This is a genomic window from Emticicia oligotrophica DSM 17448 (assembly GCF_000263195.1).
GTDB classification, from domain to species: domain Bacteria; phylum Bacteroidota; class Bacteroidia; order Cytophagales; family Spirosomataceae; genus Emticicia; species Emticicia oligotrophica.
Window position 1 is genome coordinate 2732217 of sequence record NC_018748.1, and the last position, 24879, is coordinate 2757095.

Consider the following 24879-nt stretch of genomic DNA (forward strand, 5'->3'; position numbering starts at 1 on the left):
AATGAGTCGAAGTTTCGACTGAATGTATATCAGGTAAAATTAATATTTGGGTGGTTGCCAAATAGAAGAAAGGTAGGCTGATAGAATGCTACCCGAAGAAGCAAAAAAGATGTCTTTCTTTTCAGAGATAATTACTTTAATATGAGATAGTTGAATCGTATGAAAAATACTTATCGGGAAAACAAATGTCGATGAGCAGTGGTCATGCGATTTAAACGGGAGTTTATTATCAGTAGCAGCATCACCATCATCGGCGTGGTCAAGGGCATAGTGGTGATACAAAAACTCACCGAATGACATACTTGGGTCTTTTTCTTGGTGTTCGGTGAAGTGTGAAAACAGCAACGGAAATTTGAGCAACTGGCTTGCTTCAGTTGCGGTTAGAAGGTAGATAACGATTAATAATTTCGAAATAGTTGCTTTCACGATATAAAAGTAATAATAAATCGAAGAAAAAAGTTCTTTTATTACCAAAATCGGAGTAATTTAGATTGAGTTTAAATCAGAGCTAATCGGTTTTTGCTTTCTGGTCTTTTACAATTAAATAAAAATCATTATCGAGTTGTAGATAGCCGAATTCATACACAAAGTAATAGGTCGAACCTTTTTGTGTGGTGCGAATGCTTGTAAAAAGATTAAAGTCAAATCCACGTTCGAGTAAGGTATTGCGTGTGGTTTTATTTTTATCATCTCGACAAATATCCTCTAAAATCTTACGATTCCTTCGAAGTGCGTTGTTGATATTTCGAACGTAGTTATTGGCATCAGCATTTATTTTGTTGTTGTAGGCATTGCGGCATAAGTCCGAACAAAACTTTTTATCTGACCTTCCAATAATTGGTTCTCCACATTCTAAACATTGTTTTTGAGGCATGATTTAGTAGTTTTTTATTTATACTTGATTTACAGCACATTATAAATATGCTACATTTTAGATTGAGGTTGTTTAGTATTATAAAAAGATTCCCAAAATAGGTTGAATTTTGTGGTGCGAATCATCAAAAAGACCTACAGTGGAAATCTTGAGTAAAAATACGATTGAACAATATATATTACCAAATTTAAGTATTGGTTTACGTGGAAAAGAGTGTGAAATAGAACAGTTGACAGCTATTGTTTCAGCAATTTTATATCGTTTGAAAACAGGTTGTCAATGGCGTCAACTGCCAGTAAAGCAATTTTTTAATAATAAGGTTTTAACATGGCAAGGAGTCTATTATCACTTTAATGAATGGGTCAAGGACGGCTCTTGGACAAAAGTTTGGATAAATATTTTAGCATCAAACTATTCATATTTAGACTTATCTTGTATCCAACTTGATGGTAGTCATACACTTGCCAAACGTGGAGGTGAAGCTGTTGGGTATCAAGGTCGAAAAGCATCAAAAACAACTAATTTGCTCTTTTTAGCTGATAATCAGGGACAAATGTTGGCATGTGCCAGCCCACAAGAAGGAAAACACAACGACCTTTATAATATTCAGGAACTCTTTGAAGAACTGTGTCAAATGCTCATAAAAGCAGGAATTAATCTCAGAGGCCTTTTTCTAAATGCTGATGCTGGATTCGATAGCAAAGAATTTCGTCAAATTTGTAAAAATAAAGAAATTGAAGCCAATATTGATGTTAATTCTCGAAATAACAAAATAGAAAATCAATCTACTGAATATCAGCATTTTGATGAAGAGTTATACAAACGACGAGTACTCATTGAGCACGCTAATGCTTGGATGGATAGTTTCAAAGCATTACTTGTCAGGTTTGAAACGAAAGCAATTAACTGGGTGGCTTTAAATTTATTGGCATTCTCAGTTCGTTTTTTACGAAAAATTAAATATAAAAGTTAATCCTAAACAAGTTCATTATATGCTTCTTTATTAATTCTTCATAAATATACAAAATCATTATCCGTTTACAAGCGGTTACAAATGTTTTTATTTGTATATAAATGATTATCAACCGAGTAGGGGGGAGAAACGGGTGCAACTTTGCAGTGTCAAACAATCAGACATCCATTCATCATTAAAACGGAACGTAATATGAACTCAGTAAAATTAATCGGAAACGTAGGTAGCGACCTAAATTTATTAACTTTTGAAAATGGTAAAAAAGCCTCTTTTAGCTTAGCGACTACTGAAAGCTATAAAAACAAACAAAATGAAGATGTGAAAAATACTACGTGGCACAACGTAGTGGCGTGGGGGAAAATAGCCGATGTGTGTAATGATTTAATTAGTAAAGGTAAGCGTGTGCAAATTGAAGGTAAGCTTAATTACCGCAATTATGTGAATAAAGAAAATAAGACAGTTTATATCACCGAAATAATTGCTTATAAAGTGAGCGAAGAACAATAAGCCTTTTCTTTTACTAAATCTACTAAATCAAACAAAAAAGTCACCTTGAGTAAATAAGGTGACTTTTCTATTTTTTGAGTAGCTAGAATTAATTCATTTGTAAGATTTTTATCTCTGTACGTCGGTTTTGAGCATGTTGCTCTTCGGTACATTCTACGCCATCAACACAACCATTTACTGGCATGGTTTCTCCATAACCTGCATATTCTACACGGCTACGACTGATACCACGTTTGAATAAATAATTGGCTGAGGCTTTTGCTCTACCTTCAGAAATTTTTTGATTAAAATCTGATTCTGAACGGCTATCAGTATGAGCTCGAAGCTCTATACGCATTTTTGGATATTTACGCATCATGGTTACTAGCTTATCCAATTCTGCACGGGCATCGGGGCGTAGGTTACATTTACCATAATCGAAGTAAATATTATCTACTTGAACAATATCGCCAGTTCCAAACATAAATACATCGGCAGTCACATCACCTTTCTTACAATTTAGTTTCCGTATGCGTTTACCTTTTGAACCAAGATTATCTTTCGAACCTTCTATTGTATAATCACAACCTTCGGCTACAGTAAATGCATAATTTCCAGAAGCATCAGTAGTGGCTGTTTGAGTAGAGCCATCACATTCGTTGCGTAAGGTTACTAATACTTTATCAAGTGGTTTATTTGTACTTTGAGCCATTACACGGCCTTTGATAATACAAGTGTTCGCTCCAGCAGTATTAGTATTAGAGCCACTTGTTGTTTGTTTGCTTTGAGTAGGTGTTTCTCCTGCATAGCCTTTTTGTGCCGAAGAAGTAGAGTCTGTTCCTGTTTTTGGGCGACTCATTGGGATTTCTAAGCGAGATGCCTCATTGTCACAATCTTTAGTTGAGTAACTTACGGTATTGGCACTGTAACCATCGCGAGTAGTTCGGAAGACAAACTCTACGTCTTGGTCTAGTCCTTCGAGTTTCACACTTCCATCGGCATCGCTAAGCTTCTCTTTTATACTACCATCTTTATCTTCGTAAACAATTTTAGCGTTATCGAGTGGCATTTTTGTTTCTGCATCATAAATAGCAATAATAAGGTCACAACCTTCTTTAATTTCACATTCACGGTCAAACTTGTAAATATCATCATCGGCACCACCACGTTTACGGTTTGAACTAAAATAACCTGATTTACGAAGAGCGTCGGTAACGATACCGAAATCGTCTTTACTTGAATTGATTGGTGAACCAAGATTAATGGTTCTACCTTTCGAGCTTGTACCATCCATCTGCACAAAGAAAATATCTAAATCACCCAGACCAGCATGGCCATCTGAAGAGAAGTAAAGATTTCCTTTTTCATCAACAAACGGAAACATTTCATTACCCTTTGTATTGACAGATTTCCCTAAGTTGATTGGAGCCGACCAGCTACTACCATCGTAACGAGAGACGTAGATATCAGTTCCACCAAAACCACCGGGCATATCAGATGCGAAGAAAAGAAGTTTTTCATCAGGCGATAGAGCAGGGTGGCCAGTCGAATATTCATCACTATTGAAAGGTAATTCTTTGATATTTTTCCAACCATCTTTGGCTGCCTCACCAATGTACAATTTTAATTTATTGATACCATCTGAACTACGTTTTATCTTACCATTATTAAAGTTATTACGAGTGAAAATGACTCTTGAAGCGTCTTTAAAAAAGGCTGCAGGCCCCTCATGATACTTTGAATTAATTGAACCACTAAAACGCTCTGATTCTGTCACTGGTCGGTCGCCATAACCCATCCCAGCCATTACGTTTAGACCACCATAAGAGCCTAGCGTTCGGCTATCATTGGCAGTAGGAGCCGTGTACTCATCTGAACCCACTACACCTCCACTACGACTACTTCGTTTTCGTGATGTTTTTAATTCGGTACTTCCAGTGCCTAGTCCAGCTGGTTGCCCACCGATTGCCGAAACATCATCTAAAAAGAATAAATCGAGGAAGGGGGTTTCATTCCAGTTAAATACTCGTCGTACACCGACGGTATTATAACGGTTTGAGACGAAGACTAATCCATTTTTGTAGTATGATGGTGAAAAATCTGCTGCATTAGTATTGATTGATAAATAATCAACTTTATAGCAAGTTGCATTTTTGGAGAGTACACTCACATCATTGTAAAGTTTTGAGAATCCTTTTCCACGTGGGTCGTCTTCAACTTTACGAGTATATTTATCGTACATTTCCTGTGCTTCACGATATTTTCCATTACTAGCAAGTGTTTGGGCATATTTGAGGCAAATAATGGTGTTTTCGCCAGATAACTCGCCAGATGTCTTGATAATATCGGCATAGACACGCTCTGCATTCTGAGTATCTTTTACCTTAGAATAGCTATCAGCAAGCTTAATTTTAGCTGCTAATTTTTGTTGGTCAGTAAGGCCTTTTTTCTTGAGAGCAGCTTCGAAGGCATCAATAGCTTTGAGAAATGATAAGCTCTCATAATGGTGCTCACCTGTTTTTACTAGGGATTCTTGTGCCATAACATTTCCACCCAGTAAGGCCGTTGCTATTGCTATGACTAAAGCTCCTATGATTTTTTTCCTAACAATCATTTTATTAGAATTTAAAATTCATTACGAATTTCTAATATTTACATTCTTTCGTTATGGATTTTGACAACAAAAACCATCATTAGTTTTATAAAAGAACTAATTGAAAGAAAAATTAGTGTTTAATTTTTGATAGATATGTACAAAGTTTCTATGCAACCTTCGTACCAACTCAGTTGCATAGCAGACATAACCATTAATAAATTTTTAGAAATAGCGAGGAGTAAGGATTTTACTTTTGCCAAAACCAAATTCATAGCGGAGCATTAACTCGTGCGTTGGAATACCAACTAGGCGATTAAATCCAGTTTTGGTAACATCATTTAGCTTATTACTCGTAAAATCATAAGCATACCCGATTCTGAATTGAGGTGTAAGTTGTAACTCTAACATCCCGATGGCTGCATCAAATAGACTTTTTGAATCTTGACCCATGGCTTGAAACTGAGATATACGACCAGAAACGCCAAAGGAAATTTTATCTTTAATCCAAAAGTTGATATTTCCGTCGAAGCCAAGAGGTGCACCTTGCGTATATCGAACCATAGTAGAAGGTTTTACTTTAAAAGAACCTTTTCCGATTACAAAGCCCATCATCAAGAAATAGTGGCGACGTGTTTTCCCAACAGATGCTTTGCCTGATGAGTCAGGTAAGTTGAAGTTGGATAATTTGTTTTGCATAATCTGTGGACATGAAACCCCAATATAGCCTTTATCATTACTTAGGTAGAGGCCACCTCCAAAGTTTGGAAGAATATTATTGATGTCTTGTGAGCCAGAGAATACATAATCGGTTGGGTTAGTTAAATTGCTCACATCAGATAATGCCCATCTGACGTTTGTCGCCCCTCCTTGAACGCCAAATGCCAAAGTAGAACGTGGGCCAACTTTCACACGATAAGAGTAAGTGAAATGAACACCCGTATTTTTTTGAAGACCAACTTCATCACGGGTTACTTGAAGGCCGATACCCATTTTTTCATTTTTAATGGGTGTATCCATTGTAAAAGTGAAGGTTTTAGGAGCACCTTCAACACCCATCCATTGATAACGACCAAGAGTGGTGAGGCTTAGTACGTCGCGACTTCCCGCGTAGGCAGGGTTGATAGCTAAGGTATTAAACATGTACTGGGAGAACATTGCCTCCTGTTGAGCAAAAGTTTGGTAGCTTATCAGTAATACTCCCCAGAGTAGTAGAGCAGCTAACCTGTTTTTCAGGTTTGTAAAATTTTTCATCATTTCACCTAATTAAATAGTAAAGATATAGTGACATAATACGCTCATTCTTTGAGGAATGTAGCCGTTTAAATATTTTTACACTCAATAGTATAACAAAGTTATATAAAAATTTTGCAATATAGTTTTTTTTGCTTGTGATCGACTTTCGTACTTTAAGCAAAAAAAATCTTCTAAAATTGGTATAATTGCTTACCGTTTTATATTTAATAATTCCCTGAAATTCAATCAGGGAATTATTAGATTTGAAGAATTAACGAACAATCGTGATATACTTTATCTGAGGCTTATTTTCCCAGAACCCATCTGCTTGTACGTGGATGAAATATGTGCCATCGGGTACTCCAGCTCCTTTTCCACCGATAATAATGCCAGTATTTGATTCGCCATTCCAACCTTCAACTTGACCAAAATCAGAATTTTGATAAATTAATTGTCCCCATCTATTATAAATAGAGATTTCAGCTTTCGCATTTGCGTTTCCATTAATGCCTTTAATAATGAATAAATCATTTTTACCATCACCGTTTGGAGAAAAGGCTTGAGGAATAACACCACGGTTTGTTGTATCTGAAATGGCAGTTTCACCCTTGATAGTAATATCAGTAGGTTGATTATTATTGCCAGGGTTATTATCACCATCAGGGTCTGGGTTCAAACCTGATTGTGATATATCTTTAAGGTCAGAGGTACCATCATTAGCCGAACCCGTAACACTATTTGAATATGTGGCATCCCCTTTTTTCGAACTTAATAATCTGAGGTTGAAGCTGAGGGTATCTGATGCCCCCGCCGCTAATGAACTATTTTCAGCAATAAGCATTGTTGTTATGGTTCTACCATTAAAAGTTGAATCGACTTTTAGTTGACTTCCCTTATTTAAAATTGGTTTACCAACAACTACAAATTCGGCACTATCAGCAAATACTTTACCCAAACTATCACTTAATTGTACATTAGTGAAGGTCTTTGTGCTATAGTTTTTCACGATAATTGTATAGGCTACATTATAACTACCATCGGCATTTTTGAGACTATCAACTTTGGCTGATTTCGCTATACCTAAGGTTGTATTTAAAATAGGACCTCCGCTACCACCTATGATAACTGGAGTGCCAATACTATTATTACGAGGGTCACCATTATTGTCAGGGTCAGGGTTAATTCCTGTGTTTGATAAATCATCTACAAATTTATTGTCTGGATATTGTCCAATAGCCAATGCATAGTTTTCATAGGTTGACTTACTTGACGAATTAGTTAAGCGTATAAACAGAGTAATACTCTTTTCGGTATTTACGGCTAATGTACTTAATGAATCAACTAAAAGGTTAATTAAGCTTCCACGCCCTGTATAATGTGTATTTGCTGTAAAGCCTTCACTTGCTGTTACTTTTACAGAGTCAATTTTTACGCTATCACCAAATACTACACTTAGATTATCCTGTACTTGTACGCCTGTGAATGCTACTTTTCCATAGTTTTTCACTTTGAACGTAAATGTTACATCATAAGTATTACTTGTTCCTTCAACTAAAATTGGGTTACTTACACTTTTCGAGATACCTATGATTGCCCCAGGTAAGTTATTAAAATTGATTACAGTTGGAGTATTACCGACAGGATTTGGGTCTATACCCGAATTCGAAGTGTCGCTTATATTTTTACCACTTGGAGTTTTGGCTGTTACGATAACAGTATTTCTAAATGGCCCCTTATTATTATTGAGATTCACATTGACTATCCACGTGAGGGTATCAATTTTATTTGGTACGAGTTGACTTGTACTAAGTAGCATACAGGTTTGACTTATACCATTATAAGCAGTGTCGACTTTTAGTAAACTACCTAAATTAACAGTTGGCTTACCGACTAATTTAGCTACGGCTGGCGAAGTAAATGTTTTTGAAAGTGTATCACAAACCTGAATATTGTTCAGAATAATATTACCACAGTTTTTAATAATTGCTTTATAAATGATATTGTAGCTATTATCTGCTTGGCGAATAGTATCTTTCACGTATAGAGCAACGCCTATGCATGGAGCTTCTGTTAAACTGCTATCTTTTGTATCTATATTTAAGTTTGTTGGGTTAGTTCCTGGAGCATCAGGGTTTAGACCTGTATTTGACAAATCAGTTACCGTTTCGGTAGTACCCGAAGTTAAAGTACCTGTACCCGAAACTACCGCTGTATTAGCAAAGGTTTTAAGTGTATCAGGTTTTAAATTTACAGTGAACTTCAAGGTATCGGTTTGCCCTACTGCCAAGGTACTTCCAGGTAATGTCAATCTTGTATCAGTTGACCCATTAAATGCACTATTCAATAATAAGTTACTTGCAGCATTTTTGCTTGGAGTAGCCACTACTGTGAAGGTCGCAGGAGCTTTAAATACCTTAGTGAGGGTATCTCTCAGTACAACATTATTTAGAAGTAGTGAGCCATTATTTTTCACGAGTAATTTATATGTTATATCATAAGAACCATTTGATTTCTTAGTAGTATCTGATAATGACTTCGCAAGACCAATGCTTGGAGATTTATAGAAGCGAACTGCCGTAGGTTCTGCACTTTCTTTTACGACAACTTTACCATTATTTGAGTAATCTGAAGCAACCTGTGGTATGCCGAAAGAAGTATTTCCGATTCCTTCTACGTAAGCATTAGTGAGGAAAGGTCCTTCTTTACCATTAGGAACTACATTGATTACAAATTTAATGGTATCTATTTTACCTACTTCTACAATACTTCCTTCAGGAATTGTTAGATTGATATCGGTTGAGCCATTGAAACTATCATTGGTTTGTAATTTACTTCCTAAGCCCGCTGCTGGTTTTTGTATAATTGTGTAGGTTGTAGGCAATGGGAACATACTAGCTAGGTTTTCAGTAACTTTAACACCTTCTAGTTTCACATTACCACAAGTCTCTAATAGTACTTTGAATGTAATATTATAGCTACCGTTTGATTGGCGAGTAGTATCTGCTGATAAAGCTGTACCAATACATACTTCTTGACACGTCTTACATTCAACTGTCCATTGACTTATATTATTACTCAAAATTTGCTCGACTTGGTCAAGTTTAGTAATTTTTGCTGTATTAATAATTTTGCCAGCTTTTGTTGTTTTGGCTTCATAGGTATATATTTTGCTTGTACCTGCTGGTAGGCTACCAATAATACTTAATAAAGAATCACTACCGAAAGCTGTAAAGCCTGGAGTTGATGAGGTAATTGTTAGGCCTTTAGGAAGTACATTCACTACATTGATATTTGTAGCTGTTTTAACTGTACTATTATTGGTAACTTTAATTGTATATGACACTGGGTCTCCAATATTCAGTTCAGAACGAGAGCCAACAATTTCTACGCTTACATCAACTTTTGAGGTATCAGTTGTGATATTACATTGGTCAATTGATACTGTAATCGGAGCACTTAGACTATAACAACCTATTGAACTTTTCTCGAATGCATAATATTGTCCTGTACTTACGGCTGAAGCATTAGGTATTATAGGACTGCCAGGGTTGCTACCAGTATGAAATTCAAATATTCCACCTGTTGTCTGAGGTTGGCTCGTAATAGCATTTATCAAACTTGCAGTTGTTGACGGACAAATATTTTTTGTAAGAGCCGTAACTGTTGGACTTACAATCGCATCACTAAGTTTTACAACAATCTCGTTTGAGCTAAGAGATGCACAGCCAGCATTATTTATGCTTTTTAAGCTATAACGCCCTGGTGTTTTTACCGTAATACTTTGGGTTGTTAAACCATTACTCCATTTATATGAACCTATGCTTGTGGTTGTCAAGACAACTGAGTCGCCAAAGCAAATATTAGGCGATTTATTAGATATAATGGTTGGGATAGTCGTAACGCTATTGATAGAAACGATGAAGCTAGAAGTAGCAGCAACACAAGAGCCATTATCATCAGGGTCATTAGTAGTAAGAGTAAACTTCACGCTTCCTTTCACTATATCTTCACTTGAAAAATTATACTTAGTATTTAAACTAAGAGAATTATCAAATGTCCCTTTTCCGTCAGTTGTCCATTTCGCACTTGTAGCCGAACCACCAATTTGGCCAGTAAGATTGAAATAATCTTCTTTTAAACAGAGTGTGGTATCTTTGCCCGCTTTAGCAGTTGCTGGATTAGTTGCACAATTCACAGAGCTTTGGCAGTCTGTAATATTCACATTAATCTTGGCTCCTGTGCTATAGCAGCCATTTCCTGATTTCTCAAATACATAGTATGTACCTGTTCCTACTGCCGATGGGGTTATGACTGCAGGTGAACCATAAGTACTTCCTGTACGGAATACAAATATTCCCCCTTGTGATGAAGCTGGGCTTGTTACGCCCGTGGTTAGGTCAACAGTAGTATAAGGACAAATATTGACGAGGTCTTTGGTGTTAGGTTTGGTTAAACCAGCACCCGTAACTTGGACAGTAATGACGTTTGATTTATCGCTTTGACATCTACCTGCATCACAGATAGCCCAGTAGCTTGTGAGTGTAGTTGGAGAAACAGTTATTACTGCCCCTATCTGCCCGTCAGACCATTTTACCGTACCAATACAACCAGATGCCTCAATTTGTGTACTTCCACCCCCGCATATCTGTGTGTTTTTACATGTAACAATTGGAGGAACCGGGTTGCCTACCGTAATTGTAGCGGCAGCCGAAGGTGCTGATTCGCAAGAACCAACTTTACAAGTTGCCGTATAAATAGTTGTTTCAGATGGATTGACATTAATTATTGATGAAGTCTGGCCATTTGACCAGAAGATTGTGCCACTGCATCCTAATGCATTAAGTGTGAGGGTATCACCTTTACAGATTCTTGAAGCTGAGCAAGTAATTACCGGGGAGTCTGGTTGAGATGTTACTGTAATGGTTATTTTATTAGAAAGCTCACTCGTACAACCTCCCTGTGATACCTTACAAACTGCTGTATAATCAGTTGTATTACTTGGCGTTACCGTAATAGTAGTGCCTGTAAGACCATTCGACCAAACTGTACTTCCTTCGCAGCTTGTCGCCGTTAAGACTACCATATCACCTGCACAAACAGTTGTTTTATCTGAGCTAATTGTTAGTTTATTTGGTTTTCCAACAGTTATAGTAATATCATTAGATTTACCACTATCACAATTGACAGTCATACAGGCTGCAGAGAAGGTGGTGGTACTGGCCACATTTACAGATATACTTGTACCTGTATTTGTATTTGACCAAACCACTGTTCCTATACATCCAGTTGCAGTTAAAGTTACTTGTCCAGGTTCACATAGGCTGGTTGTTGAAGATGTAATAACTGGAGGATTAATAGTTGTGGCTTGAATGGTAACTGGATTAGAGTTGATACTTGAACCACAAGAGGTTTTACAAATAGCAGTATATGTACCGATTGGGACTGTAATAGTTGAACCAGTTGCACCGTTACTCCATAATACAACGCCATTCGAACAACCAGTTGCAATAATTATGGCAGTTTCGTTGCCGCATACAGAAGTTTTATTTGCGAAAATTTGCGGTACTGTTGGTGTTTGGCCTCCAATATAGATAGTTTTTGAAGCAGAGCTTTCGCAGATTCCGACAATACATTTGACTGTATATGTTGTAGGTACGGTTGGTGAAGTAGAAATTGTTCCCGAAGTCGAACCAGTATTCCATAAAATACTGCCATCGCAATTTGTCACGCTCAATACCACTGAGTCACCTGCACAAACACTATCAGCTGTTGAAGTAATTGTTGGAGGTGTTGGTAAACTCACAGTAATAACAGCATCTTTAGATGGATTACTAGAGCATCCGTTGATAGTACATATCGCAGTATAAGTAGTCGTTACGGTTGGTGCTACAACCATAGTACTTCCTGACGCACCGTTAGACCAAATAACAGTCCCTTGGCATCCGTGAGCTGTAAATGTTAAGGATTCGCCTGGACAGATTTTTTCCTTACCACAAGTAACAATTGGCGTTTCTGGTTTTGGTGTAGTTGTAATGGTTTTAGAAGCCTTTCCACTACAATTACTCAGAGTACAAGTTACTTCATAAGTGGTTGTATTTGTAGGAGTAATAGTAATGTTTGAAGTGGTAGCACCATTAGACCAAAGGATTGTACCATTGCAATTAGAAGCCGTAAGTATTACGCTTTCTCCAGCACAGATAGCATCTTTGCTAGCAGTAATCGTAGGGGTAGGAGCTACTCCTACATTTACGGTGACATTATTAGAAGCGTTGCTTGTACATTGTCCAACCTTACAAACTGCCGAGTATGAACTTGTGTTTGTAGGAGTAACAGTAATGTTTGAAGCGGTAGCACCATTAGACCAAAGGATTGTACCATTGCAATTAGAAGCCGTAAGTAATACGCTTTCTCCAGCACAGATAGTACTTTTGCTAGCAATAATAGTAGGAGTAGGCGTTATTCCCACATTTACGGTGATATTATTAGAAGCATTACTTGTACATTGCCCAACCTTACAAACTGCCGAATATGAGCTAGTATTTGTTGGCGTAACGGTAATGCTTGAAGTGGTAGCACCATTAGACCAAAGGATTGTGCCATTGCAGTTAGAAGCTGTAAGAGTTACTGATTGCCCCGCACAAATAGAAGTACTACTTGCCACAATTGTCGGAGGAGTAGTAGTTGTACCAACAGTTACAGTAATTATGTTTGATTTTCCACTTACGCAAGTCCCTTTTGTACAGGTTGCTGTGTAGCTGGTTGTTGTTGAAGGTGATACTGTTATAGCAGGAGTGGTTGCTCCTGTTGACCATTTGATTGTTCCGGTACAATTGTTAGCTGTCAGTGTAATATTTCCACCATTACAAATTTGATTTGTAGTTGAGTTAGAGGTAATCAGTGGTGCCGAAATAACGTTAACAACTACTTGAACAGGATTAGATTTACCACTAATACAGTTCTCATAAAGCTGGCATTGTGCTGTATAGGTAGTAGTTGATGTTGGGTTGACAGTTATTGCATTGCCAGTTTTTCCATCCGACCAAATAACAGTTCCGTTACAGCCGATTGCTTCGATTGATACACTTTCTCCTGCACATATATAAGGATTTGCACAAGCAATAAGTGGTGTAGTTGGATTACAAATAGCAACTTTGATTGATATATCTACATCATCGTCATCATCCTCGTTTTTATCAATGCCATTATTTGGTGTTGAATTAGGGTCTTTTTGGTCAGATTTTGTAACCTGAACCCAGTTTTTAATTGTTCCACTGGTGGCAGTTATTTTAGTCACAATTTGGAATGAAACAGTTTGACCAACTCCTATTTGGTTAAATTTAGCCACCACAGTATTACTAACTGTAGAAATAGCATCGCCACCCGTAGCACTCACTACCTGCAAACCAGCAGGTACAATATCAGTTACCTCTACATTTGTAGCATTTGAAGGGCCGTTATTTGTAATTTGAACAGTATATTTTATTTGTTCTCCTTGGGCAGGAGTAGTATTACTCACAAATTTTTCTAGACTTAAGTTAGCAAATTCTACAACTCCCTTAGGGGTAATAATAACTTTATCGTCATCATCTTCGTCAGTAGTTTTGCCGTTACCAGGTGTAGAATCAATATCTTTTTCTGTTGCTTTCGAAACCTGTGCAAAATTGGTCATTGCAGCAGAGCCTATAACCTTAGCTAAATAGGTTAAAGTAATAGTTTGATTTTTAGCGATATTTGAGATTGATGTGGTTAATACTCCCGCATTATTGGTAAAGAATGCACTTGAAACAAATTGTAAACCTGTTGGAAGTTCATCCATCACTTCAACATCAGTTGCTATCTCAGGGCCCGCATTGGTTACTTTAATGACAAAACTTATAATATCACCTACATTTGGTGTAGTATTATCAACAGATTTAATTAAACTTAGGTCAATTTGTTTATCACAACTTTTGGCAACTATCTTCAAAACAGTAGGATTACTATAACAACCAGCACCAGATTTCTCAAATAAATAGTACGAACCAGCTCCAACTGCAGTAGGGGTTGATACTAGCGGCGAATTTGGGTTGGCATTAACGTGCCATTCGAAAGAGCCTCCAGGAGTTGTAGCACCATTTACTATATAATTATTTAGATTTATTGTTGTATTGTTACATATATCAAGAGCACATATACAACTTGGTGTCGCTGGGCGGGTATTTACTGTAACTACAACTGGCTGGCGAGTATTTAAACATCCTTCTGGAACATTTGTATATTCTGCATAATAAACTGTAGTTGTCGTTGGAAATACGGCATAATTAGTTCCGTTGTTAACTGTTGCAATTGCAGTACCACCAGTAGGAACTAAATACCACTTTATGTTTCCACCACCTGAAACAGTTCCTTTGATATAAGTGGTATCTCCTGAGCAAATATCACTATTCGAAGTGCTAACTATAAGTTCAGAGCACACAGCAGGAGTATATATGGCGGCATCAATCGTTGAATTGTCTTTTAATTCAGCTACTGAAGGGTCAATACTTATTTTTGAAGAATAACCTGTAGTTGGATTAAAGTCACTATCCTTGGTGTCGTCGCCAGCATTTGGCTTTGTCGAAATTTGACAATTAGCAGGTAGAGTACTTGCTATGATTCGAACTAAATAATTTCCTTTAGGGAGATTTGTAAATAAATAATAGCCATCCGAATTAGTTGTTGTTGTATTAATTAGACTGCTTGGATTACCATTAATGTCAGCAGTATAAAGGTCAACTTTTACTCCCTTCACACCTAATTCTCCAATATCTTGTAATCCGTTATTATTGGTGTCTTTCCAAACAAAATCTCCAATCGAACCAAGATTACTAAATAGTGCTCCATCTATATACAAAACGTTTTTTGTAGATATAATATCTATGACAATCTTATCCGATAGGCCTGTAGTAGGGTTAAAGTCGCTATCAATTGTATCATTTGCTCCAATATCTTGTTTAGAGGAAAGTTGTAAATTGGCTGGTATTGAGCTTGTCACAACTTTCACAACGTAAACCCCCGCTTGTAAATTATCAAATAAATATTTGCCATTCGCATCAGTTGTATCCGTTTTCATTGGAGAACCAAGCGGTAAACCAACATTATCCGCAGCATAAAGTTCAATGATAATACCACTTACACCTGCTTCTCCAGTATCTTGTAAACCATTATTGTTAGAGTCATTCCAAATAAAATCTCCAATCGAACCATAGCTTGCTTTAAAACCTGCATCAATAGTGGTATTATTACGGCCAATGTCATTAATTCCTAGTGATGTGTTAATAGAAATAGCATCGGTAGTGCCATCAGGATTAGAATCATTATCTTTAGTTTTGTCACTTCCTGCACCCTTAATGGTTACTTCCTTTCCAGTAGGAATCGCAAATTTAATTTTGTAGGTATTAGTTAATAAGCTATCAAATAGGTATTTACCTTGAGCATTAGTAATTGTAGAATCAAGCTTTACGCCAAGCGAATTAAGTAAATAGACTTTAATTCCTGATAATGGAGTATCGCTAATATTCTGAATACCATCTGCATTACTATCTGTAAATACATAGTCACCGATACTTCCGTAAGGTCCTTCGACAACTTGAATTGAGCAACACCCTAGTGCAGGACAGTTAGATACATTTGTTGTAAAACTAAAAACCCCTGGCCTTTTGATGGTCAGAGATGAATCTTGGTTTACAACTGCTACTGTCGAGCCAGATGTTATTTGGGTGCTTCCATTAAACCATTTAATGTTTGTTCCGTACCTGAAAGGGGCGGGAATAGAAACGGTATATTCTTCTCCCGGATACCAGTATAGAGGTACTGAAAAACATGTCGAAGCTATATCATCTTCATTGAGTTTTGAATTATTGGGAGTTGAATCAAAATCTGTTTGTCCATTGGCAGTTGAGAAAACTTCTGCTAGGTTGAAGAAAACACCTTGTTGAGTAACGGTGGCGTTAATTTCTAATTTAGTTGAATCACCGGCTGCTAAACTTGCTACACTCCACTTGCCAACTCCACTGAGAGCATTATAAGTGAAATTAAGTCCTCCTGTATGAGAATTTAAAACCGCACCATAAATAGGGAAATTATCTTGTACTACAATTGAGCTAGCCGTTGTTGGGCCTGCATTTTTCAACCAAAGTGTGTACTTAATACTTTCACCAACTGTAGGTAAAGATTTACTGATAGTTTGGCTAAGTGATAAGTCTATGGTTTGAGCTGATACCCCAATTATATTGAACAATACCAAAAAAATAAGTGTTGCAAAACCCTTGAAAAATGGATTTTGTTTACAGTCGTCACTTGCAGTTGAAATGGGAGTTAATGAAGGTATCCATTGATTCAACTTGGCATCAAATTGACTACCTAAGCAGTACATTTTGGTGCTTGAACTATTGTTGAAGGATAAGTTTTGCATAATAAATTCCTGATTTTGCACTAATTCAGTGACGATTTTTGTGTTATTTTTACTTTTTGGTAAATGGTACGTGTATGAAAAATACTCTTGCAAACTATTTTCTGAAAAGATATATTCGTCGCCTTTGTTCGTTTCAATTTGTTTAGATATCTCTTCTCTAGATTGACTACTTTTTGATTTGAAAAGTAGATTTATCATGCGGACAATTTTTTGTACAAATGCAAACACTTTTGTGCCTGTATTTGATTTGTTTAATCCATTCCACTTTAATTGAGCTTGGATTGCACGTTTTGTAAAATTGTATTTCATTGGCAAGTTTTTTACACGTAATAAAATGCTCAAAAAAAATTGTAACAGCACGTACGAACTTTTATTTTGAGCAGAGATTAAGGCGTATTAGAATTATCATCTAAAGCATATCCAAAACTGTGCCAGTTCTTTTTAAAAGGTATCATTATCTTAAAAACACCGCAAAATAGCGATTATTTCAGGAATGTGGTGGTGAAGGGTGTTTAAAAAAAGTAAAAGCGTGGTAGGATTTTTAAACAAAATTTCCATTTTGTGAAATTAGATAAAAAAATCACAAAATCAAGAGATTATCCTTTAGGATTTTTTTTGAAGAATTGGGTTTGAATTTCAAGTAATTTATTGCCTAAAATGTAAGTACTTATCATTACACTTTGCATTATTTGAAGTACTTACAATAATACAAAACACCCGTTTGGGCGGGTGTTTTTGTAAAGAATTTTATCAGTGATAAATTAAAAATCATAACCTAATGAAAGATAAAGTTTTGGTGAAGAAACCTCTTTATCTTCAAGTCCCCATGCATAATCAGCTTTTACAAAATAGCCTAGGATAGTCGTACGAACACCAAATCCATAGCCTACTAAAAATGGGTTTTTAAAATTCGTTACAGTTGCTCTAAATGAGTTTGTTCCACCTCCAATAACTTCTGTATTTAAGCTATTTTGGCGATTAAATGGCCCTTTATTACCATACCATGCAGTACCCACATCGGTAAAACCAACAAATTGAAGATTACGTAAGAAATTAGAAGTAAGCGAGCCTTTTGATACATATTGTGCTAATGGTAATCGTAGCTCAAGATTAGTAAGTAAATGACTTGTACCGTATAATTTTGCAAAATTAAAACCTCTTAAATTACCCGAAAAATCATAAAATAGAATATCTCTCAAGTCTCTTGGCACGCCAACTGTTTGCCCATTGCTTGGCTCAATTGTGCGGTTAATAGCATTCTCAACCCCTCCGAGCATCGTTACTTTTGGTGAGTTACCTAGCGAACGACTGTAAGAAATACGACCGGCAAGAATCAAACTTCCGAAAAGTTTATGGTAATGACGAGCATCTATGACCATTCGGCTAAAGTTTTCATTTTTGTTGTTGAAACTATACGAACGGTCAATACGAATTTTAGCTCTTGTACCAATGAGTACTTTACTAAATAGCGGGCTTGTATCATCATAAACAAGCTCACCTCTAAAGCCCATGTAAATAGATTGTAGATTTTTCTTACCTAAATCAGCAATGTCAATATCAGAGGTCGATAATACATTAGGTGTGAAAACAGCTCTTAGATTCTGGCTGAATGGATAAGATGCATGAGCAGCGAATCGGTTGTAATATAAGCGGCGGTCAATACTTAATACAGTTGTATTTGGTGAATTGATATTTAAGGGGCGAAATAGATAAAGACTTCGATTATCCAATTCGCTTAAAGCAATCGAACGGCGTTGTATATCTACCCCCCAATCAACTCTTTTTACATTATTGTTATAACCTAAATATACATCATGATTACGAAGAACGGGGGTTATGAAAAGCCCAAGTTTGATACTATGATTTTCTAGTAAATCATTCATTACTAGGGTATTTTGCATGCCTAGTCGTCTGACTGGGTCAACTAAAAACTCTGACTTTACATCATTGGCTATTACAATATTTTCATAAGCAACAGGGCCTTTAATCTTCAATGTTTCTTTGAATCTGCCAGTTTTTGGGGTAGTTTTATCAAGTGTTTCATTCTTGTTTTTTGTAGCTTCGGCTGCCAAAGATTTGATAATATTTTCGGCATCAAATTCATAGTTGTCAGTATCTACTTCTCCAGCTCCTAGCACAAGCTTTTCCTTCGTTTCAATAGTTTTTATTGAAGCATTGTTTTCTGCTTTTTTTAAATTACTGTCTGTACTATTTTCTTCACTATTGGCATACTGATTATTGATGTAGTACTCTCGCCATTCTTTTAGAAATCTGGTGTAGGATACGCCAAGTGTACTTGTAATACTCGATTCTTCCGTTCGAATAATTCGAGTAAGATTCAAAATATTTGAAATATTATCTTTACCGTATCGAAGGGCAATGTAGTTCCAAATAGATTGGCCAATAATTTCTGCATCTTTTCCCTGTATGGTTTCGAGTTTTTTGTCTTTATTCTTTAAAATCGCCGTACGCATGCGGTCGAGGATGAGCGGATTTTCATTTTCTCCCGAAATATACGCAGATATCCCCGCCATATACCACTCTGGAACGGTTAGTAAAAGAGAGCTTTGTAATACTTCCTTCAAGCTTCCACCATAGAGCATGTCATAAACAAATAAACGTGCAATTTGACGAATTAACTGCTGTTTGAATTCTTCTTCATTGCCTTTGTATGCAATCTGAACGCGTGACTTTGCTAAATTTAGAATACTGCCATCTAAATCAATAGGTGCAGTAAGGCCAATATTACTTTGCTCTAATTCTTTGGGATTATTATACAAAAAAATCTTCATGGTAGTGAAGGGAGTATAACCAAGTAACTCGGTTATGCGGTCGTATTCTCCTTCTGCAATTTTTGCTGCATTCTGAGCAATCTTATCACCACTTCGATAGTAGTTAAATTCAAAGTTATTACTCCTAATTGTAAGCCATTCGAACCTTTTGTATTGGATACGACTTTTACCAAACTCTTCTTGTGTAGAAGAGAAATAGCTTTGTGCAGAAGCACTACCCATGCCCAATATAAGCATAAAGCAAATACCAGTGCTTATTCGACGTAGAGTAAATAAATTTTCCATGCCTTTGTATATTTCCAAGAATATCCGATTTTGTGCTATTTCTGTTTAAAATGCACGCAATTATCTTACAACGAATATAACGAATAAAAACGCTCAATGTTAGCTTCGGGTATTAAAACTTTATTAGTTTCTAAAAAACCGAGCATTTCTTCGGCAAAGTAGGGTGCAAGCGAAACGCCCTTAGTACCGAGTCCGTTAAAGATATATACGTTATGATGCGTAGGATGGTTGCCCATGAATGGGCGGCGGTCTTTGGTAGTAGGCCTTATTCCTGCTTCTTGACTAGTAATTTGGTAAGGCAACGTAAGAAATTTACTTATTTTTGAGCTAATTAGTTCGAGACTACTTTCGGTAGGTTCCCAATCGAGACGGTCCCAGATGTAGGTTGAGCCAAATCTGCATTTTCCTTCAGAAAGGCGAATAATCCAGAAGCCTTGGTTGATAATTTCATTTATGCTATATCCTTCTACCTTAGCTATCAAGGTTTCGCCTTTGGCCGGATTAAAAGGAATCCAATTGAAGTAAGGATTTTGGGTTGAATAATATCCTTCGCAAAAGATAATTCGTTTGGCCTGAATATTTTTATAAGAAATATGGCTTTCAGATATTTTCAATTCAGAAAAATCAAGTTTTTCAGCTTGATAGTTTTCGTTTGTTTGAAAAAAAACTTTAAAATTACTGAGCATTAATGATACATCCACCCAACCCGCTGAAGTAGTATAAAGTCCGCCTAATTCATTATTTATGGCAGAAAATAGGCTTGGGTTAGGTTGTACTATTCTAAGATAATTGCCCAAATCGTATTCATCAGTGAGTCGAAGAAAGTGCTTGCGTTGCTGCTCATTGGCAAATGGACGAAACAAGTTGGTTTCATGAAAGAAATTAGACTTAAATTCTTTTTCAAGGGAGGTGTAAAATTCTCTTTGAAAAGGGAAAATAGTATCTGCAAGCCAAGTTTTATCTAGATTTTTACCTGTAATTGGATTGAAAATTCCTCCCGCTACCGACGATGAGGTTGGTAATGTTTCATCGTTAAAAATCAAGACTTTCTTATTAGCTTTCATAAGCTTGTAAGCTAATATAGACCCCGCAATGCCTTGTCCTACAATAATATAATCAAGATTTTTCACGAATAATATGAGCTTTTTTAGTTATGCTGCTGATTAAAAGGATTTATTTACCAAGAACCTTACTTAAAGCAGCATCTGATAATAGACAAACACTCTCTACTTGTTCGTCGAGTGTCATATATGAGGTATCAATTTCAATGGCATCTTCAGCTTTTCGAAGCGGGCTTTCTGCACGAGTGGTATCAATTAAGTCTCTCTTTTTAATGTTTTCGATAATGTCCTCAATATCAACTAGTTCGCCACGCTCGTTTAATTCAATTTGCCTACGATTAGCTCTGATGATTGGGTCGGCTGTCATAAAAATCTTCAATTCGGCATCGGGAAATACTACAGTACCAATATCTCTTCCATCCATCACCACACCTTTCTTTTTTCCCATTTTTCTTTGTTGTGCAACCATTGCATGACGCACCGCTGGAATGGCACTTACTTCGCTAACTTTATTGGCAATATATAGTTTTCTGATTTCATCTTCTACATTAAGGCCATTCAAATAGGTTTCATTTCGGCCATCATGGGCGTTTCTTCTAAACTCAATCTGAATATTGTCTAAGGCCTTGGCTACTTCTTTATCATTTGTGAGTGTTACCAAATGCTGGTGAAAATAAAGGGTAACCGCTCGATACATAGCACCAGTATCGATATAGCTATAACCCAAACGTGCAGCTACTTTCTTGGCGGTCGTACTTTTGCCACAACTCGAATAGCCGTCAACGGCAATGGTAATTTTTTGCATTGAATAGGAATTTTTCTGCAAATAAAATCCTAATTTATCTAAGAAACAATGATAAAATGTAGGTTTAGTTGTAAATAATCAGTTGTTCGTAGAAAAACTAAATTTTAAAAACTTATTTTTGCAATAATCCAAGTTGAGTTTTATCCTCATCAAGAATGGCCCGAGTGAATTATTGATTTCCAAAATTTAAAGGCAGTTAGGCTCGACCCTGAGTTTGTAGAAAATGGGTATACATACACTTTTTCGGAAATTTAGCTCAAAATATAGGTATGTAAACAAAACTCTAAAAAGCGTTAGGCTGAATATTTATTTGGAATCTCTATCACAAAATTTGTACTTAATACATTACTTTCTACTTTACAACAAAGCCTTTCACCCACCTTTTTTACAATCAGATGCAGCTTTAATTGGTTTTGTTGTTTTCTAATTAACTCCTCTACTTGTTTAAAAGCAAAAAGCGGTTTTACTTGAATAGCCTCTGTTTTTATATTGGCTTCAATTTCCTGAAAAAACGAAAAATCTTCACCGACTCTCTTTTTTTCTAGTTCAAGATATAAAAGTATGGTTTCAATTTCTTGCGAAAGGGTAATGCTTTTTTGCTTCGAACTATTCGAAAGTGTTTTTAAAAGATTGGTAAATTCAGTCAAATACTGAGCTGCTTCTAGTGGGCTATGCTGCAAAATATATTGCTTTATTGAATTTAGATTTCCATATAAGAACTGCTGATTCCCCATAATACCTTCAAGTTCAATAATTTTTTCTAATAGCCCCGTTTCTGTTTTTTTCTTGAAATACTTTAACAAGCTAAAACCAAGCATAAACAAAAGAAGAAGCATAATAAGTCCATACCAAATCCAATCGGAAGTGATAAGTAAAATTATGAGGTAAGTTGGTTGTTTCATTTAAGCAGGCAAGGCTTATCGTTATTTTGTTTCAATATCTAAAGTTATTATACGTATAGCGATAAGCGAAGCCTAAATTAGTATTTGGTTGGTTTTTTGTGAAATTTGGTTGTTTTTTACGGAAATTTGGGAGCTGATGGCTCATAAAAAAAGGCAGTGTTTCTGTACTGCCTTTCTACCCGAAAATAAAAGTCTCAATTTCTTTAGCTTTATTTCAATTTGGTCAAAACCTGTTTTAACTCCGTTTCTTCCATTTCGCCAACTCCACGCCACACTTGTTTTCCATTTTTGATAATTACATAGGTTGGAATCTCATCGACTTTAAAAATAGTGGCAATGTTATCGCTCTTTTCCGCATCTATCTTCAGTAATTTGATGTTTTTGTGTTCATCGGCTATTTTATTCAAAATCGGATTCATTTTCTTGCAGGGGCCACACCATTCCGCATAAAAATCAACCAAAATAATTTTATTTTCTTTTATGATTTTGTCAAGGTTATCGAGGGTAAAAGCTGCAATTGGTTGAGTAGTTGTATTGTTTGATACATAAGGTTTGCTTGATGAAGTCCATTTAGCAAAACCTCCTGCCATATCATAGACTTCCTTATAGCCCAAATCTCGTAAAAATACTGCAGCATCGGTACTTCTTCTTCCTGAAAAGCAATAAACAAACACGGGTTTGGATTTATCTAATTTTGCTTTAATGAGGTCTTCAAATGTATCATCATTAAAATTTAGGTTGATAGCTCTTTTCAGATGTCCTCGTGAATATTCTTCAGGTGTGCGAACATCTACCAGTTGAGCATTTTCAATTTTTTCATGAAGTTTACGGTCAAATTCATTGATAGATAATAGGTATGGGTCTTGATTTTGACCAAAAGCATTTCCCATTAGAAGTAGTAAAACGATAAATTTAATCCGTTTCATTAGATTCAAAGATTTAAAGAATAGATGCAAACTAATCTACAAATTTCAAGCCAATTACTTATGTTTAATAATAACGAGGTGTTTCTGAGATTTCATTAAAATTTAAGCCTAAAATTGTAAAATACTAATGAATTATTTTTTAGTAGTACATCGACTTGTATTTTTGTGCATAGATTGTCCTTGCTTAAAGTTCGGACTGGGTTCTTTCATCATATATTAAATTATTTACCATGTCAATTGATTTAAAAATAAAGCAATTAGCCAAAGATTATGCAGCTGAGGTTGTGGCTAATCGCCGACATCTACATACAAATCCCGAGTTGTCTTTTCAAGAATACAATACTGCAAAGTTTGTGGCTCAAAGGCTTAAAGAAATTGGTCTAACACCACAAGAAGGTATTGCAAATACTGGGGTGGTAGCTTTAGTTGAAGGTAAAAATCCTTCAAGTAAGGTAATTGGTTTACGGGCTGACATGGATGCCTTGCCTATTTTTGAGAAAAATGATGTGCCATATAAGTCGCAAAATGAAGGAGTGATGCATGCATGTGGGCATGATGTTCATACTTCATCATTGCTTGGAACTGCCAAAATACTTTATCAATTACGCGAGGAATTTGAAGGAACTGTGAAATTGGTTTTTCAACCAGCCGAAGAAAAAGCACCTGGTGGAGCATCAATTATGATTAAAGAAGGCGTACTTGAAAATCCTTCACCAGCAAGTATGCTTGGGCAGCATGTGGCACCCAATATTCCCGTTGGAAAAATTGGTTTTAGGGAAGGAATGTACATGGCTAGCACTGATGAAATATATATGACCATTAAAGGTAAAGGTGGACACGGAGCAATGCCTGACCAGCTGATTGACCCTGTGCTTATTGCGTCACATGTGATAGTTTCTTTACAGCAAATAATATCTCGAAACCGTAAGCCTGCTAATCCTTCGGTGCTATCTTTTGGTCGATTTATTGCTGATGGTGTGACAAACGTAATTCCGAATGAAGTTACGATTCAAGGCACATTCCGTTGCATGGATGAAGAATGGCGTGAAGATGGGCTTCGTCGTATGAAAAAAATGGCTGAGGGTATTTCAGAGGCAATGGGTGCTAAGTGTGAATTTGAAATTGTGAGAGGGTATCCTTTTTTAAAAAATCATCCAGAACTTACTCGCCGAATGAAGGCAGAAGCGATTAATTATATGGGAAGTGACAATGTAATTGACCTTGACCTTTGGATGGCAGGTGAAGATTTTGCGTTTTATTCTCAAGTGGTTGACTCGTGTTTCTATCGTCTTGGTACTCGCAATGAAGCCAAGGGGATTATTTCTGGAGTACATACACCTACTTTTGATATTGATGAGTCGGCTCTTGAGATTGGTCCTGGTTTAATGTCATGGTTGGCCATTAGAGAATTGCAACAATAAGGTGTGCAGAATTCCAGAATGACAAGTAATTCTACCACTTACTGGAAATACACCGCCACTTACTGGATAGCATTGATTTACAGCCACTTTGGT

At 36.4% G+C, this 24879-nt stretch carries 13 protein-coding genes; 3 read left to right on the forward strand and 10 right to left on the reverse strand.

Features of this window, described 5'->3' with window-relative positions:
- Positions 1-39 precede the first annotated feature (39 nt).
- Both EMTOL_RS11320 and EMTOL_RS11325 read right to left on the reverse strand, forming a co-directional pair.
- Entirely contained in the window at positions 40-426 is a 387-nt protein-coding gene (locus EMTOL_RS11320; protein ID WP_052315377.1) for a hypothetical protein, read from the reverse strand.
- Between the two features lie 82 nt (positions 427-508).
- Positions 509-874, reverse strand: a complete 366-nt coding sequence (locus EMTOL_RS11325) for a DUF2116 family Zn-ribbon domain-containing protein (RefSeq protein ID WP_015029425.1) — start codon at positions 872-874, stop codon at positions 509-511.
- Positions 875-1013: 139 nt separating this feature from the next.
- Here EMTOL_RS11325 and EMTOL_RS11330 point away from each other — a divergent pair, with 139 nt between their 5' ends.
- Entirely contained in the window at positions 1014-1847 is an 834-nt protein-coding gene (locus EMTOL_RS11330; protein ID WP_015027236.1) for an IS5 family transposase, read from the forward strand.
- A 192-nt stretch (positions 1848-2039) separates the two neighbouring features.
- Entirely contained in the window at positions 2040-2354 is a 315-nt protein-coding gene (locus EMTOL_RS11335) for a single-stranded DNA-binding protein (RefSeq protein WP_015029426.1), read from the forward strand.
- Between the two features lie 88 nt (positions 2355-2442).
- On the opposite strand, the gene EMTOL_RS11340 is transcribed toward EMTOL_RS11335, so the two are convergent.
- From EMTOL_RS11340 to trxA, 8 genes are all read right to left on the reverse strand, one after another.
- Entirely contained in the window at positions 2443-4947 is a 2505-nt protein-coding gene (locus EMTOL_RS11340) for an OmpA family protein (RefSeq protein ID WP_015029427.1), read from the reverse strand.
- Positions 4948-5151: 204 nt separating this feature from the next.
- Positions 5152-6183 (reverse strand): PorP/SprF family type IX secretion system membrane protein, encoded by a 1032-nt coding sequence (locus tag EMTOL_RS11345; RefSeq protein ID WP_041693532.1) that lies wholly within the window; start codon positions 6181-6183, stop codon positions 5152-5154.
- A gap of 250 nt (positions 6184-6433) precedes the next feature.
- The gene (locus EMTOL_RS11350) at positions 6434-16903 is read right to left on the reverse strand and encodes a T9SS C-terminal target domain-containing protein (protein WP_015029429.1); all 10470 of its coding nucleotides are present in this window, start codon (positions 16901-16903) and stop codon (positions 6434-6436) included.
- A 452-nt stretch (positions 16904-17355) separates the two neighbouring features.
- Complete coding sequence (locus EMTOL_RS11355; RefSeq protein WP_083842381.1) at positions 17356-19671, reverse strand: BamA/TamA family outer membrane protein; 2316 nt, start codon at positions 19669-19671, stop codon at positions 17356-17358.
- A 65-nt stretch (positions 19672-19736) separates the two neighbouring features.
- Complete coding sequence (locus tag EMTOL_RS11360) at positions 19737-20801, reverse strand: NAD(P)/FAD-dependent oxidoreductase (protein ID WP_015029431.1); 1065 nt, start codon at positions 20799-20801, stop codon at positions 19737-19739.
- Positions 20802-20844: 43 nt separating this feature from the next.
- Positions 20845-21537 carry a (d)CMP kinase gene (cmk, locus tag EMTOL_RS11365; RefSeq protein ID WP_015029432.1) on the reverse strand — a complete coding sequence of 231 codons (693 nt, stop codon included), beginning with the start codon at positions 21535-21537 and terminating at the stop codon, positions 20845-20847.
- A gap of 293 nt (positions 21538-21830) precedes the next feature.
- Positions 21831-22439: a histidine kinase gene (locus EMTOL_RS11370; protein WP_015029433.1), complete on the reverse strand. Its 609-nt coding sequence runs from the start codon at positions 22437-22439 to the stop codon at positions 21831-21833.
- 209 nt (positions 22440-22648) lie between these two features.
- Positions 22649-23365 (reverse strand): thioredoxin, encoded by a 717-nt coding sequence (gene trxA, locus EMTOL_RS11375; protein WP_015029434.1) that lies wholly within the window; start codon positions 23363-23365, stop codon positions 22649-22651.
- Between the two features lie 230 nt (positions 23366-23595).
- On the opposite strand from trxA, the gene EMTOL_RS11380 reads away from it, so the two are divergent.
- A complete protein-coding gene (locus EMTOL_RS11380; RefSeq protein ID WP_015029435.1) occupies positions 23596-24786 on the forward strand; it encodes a M20 metallopeptidase family protein in 1191 nt (396 codons plus the stop codon).
- Positions 24787-24879: the final 93 nt, after the last annotated feature.

Coding starts and splice junctions, on each gene's coding strand:
- EMTOL_RS11325 (WP_015029425.1), bottom strand. CDS start 874: ATGCCTCAAAAACAATGTTTAGAATGTGGAGAACCAATTATTGGAAGG.
- EMTOL_RS11335 (WP_015029426.1), top strand. CDS start 2,040: ATGAACTCAGTAAAATTAATCGGAAACGTAGGTAGCGACCTAAATTTA.
- EMTOL_RS11340 (WP_015029427.1), bottom strand. CDS start 4,947: ATGATTGTTAGGAAAAAAATCATAGGAGCTTTAGTCATAGCAATAGCA.
- EMTOL_RS11345 (WP_041693532.1), bottom strand. CDS start 6,183: ATGATGAAAAATTTTACAAACCTGAAAAACAGGTTAGCTGCTCTACTA.
- EMTOL_RS11350 (WP_015029429.1), bottom strand. CDS start 16,903: ATGAAATACAATTTTACAAAACGTGCAATCCAAGCTCAATTAAAGTGG.
- EMTOL_RS11355 (WP_083842381.1), bottom strand. CDS start 19,671: ATGGAAAATTTATTTACTCTACGTCGAATAAGCACTGGTATTTGCTTT.
- cmk (WP_015029432.1), bottom strand. CDS start 21,537: ATGCAAAAAATTACCATTGCCGTTGACGGCTATTCGAGTTGTGGCAAA.
- EMTOL_RS11370 (WP_015029433.1), bottom strand. CDS start 22,439: ATGAAACAACCAACTTACCTCATAATTTTACTTATCACTTCCGATTGG.
- trxA (WP_015029434.1), bottom strand. CDS start 23,365: ATGAAACGGATTAAATTTATCGTTTTACTACTTCTAATGGGAAATGCT.
- EMTOL_RS11380 (WP_015029435.1), top strand. CDS start 23,596: ATGTCAATTGATTTAAAAATAAAGCAATTAGCCAAAGATTATGCAGCT.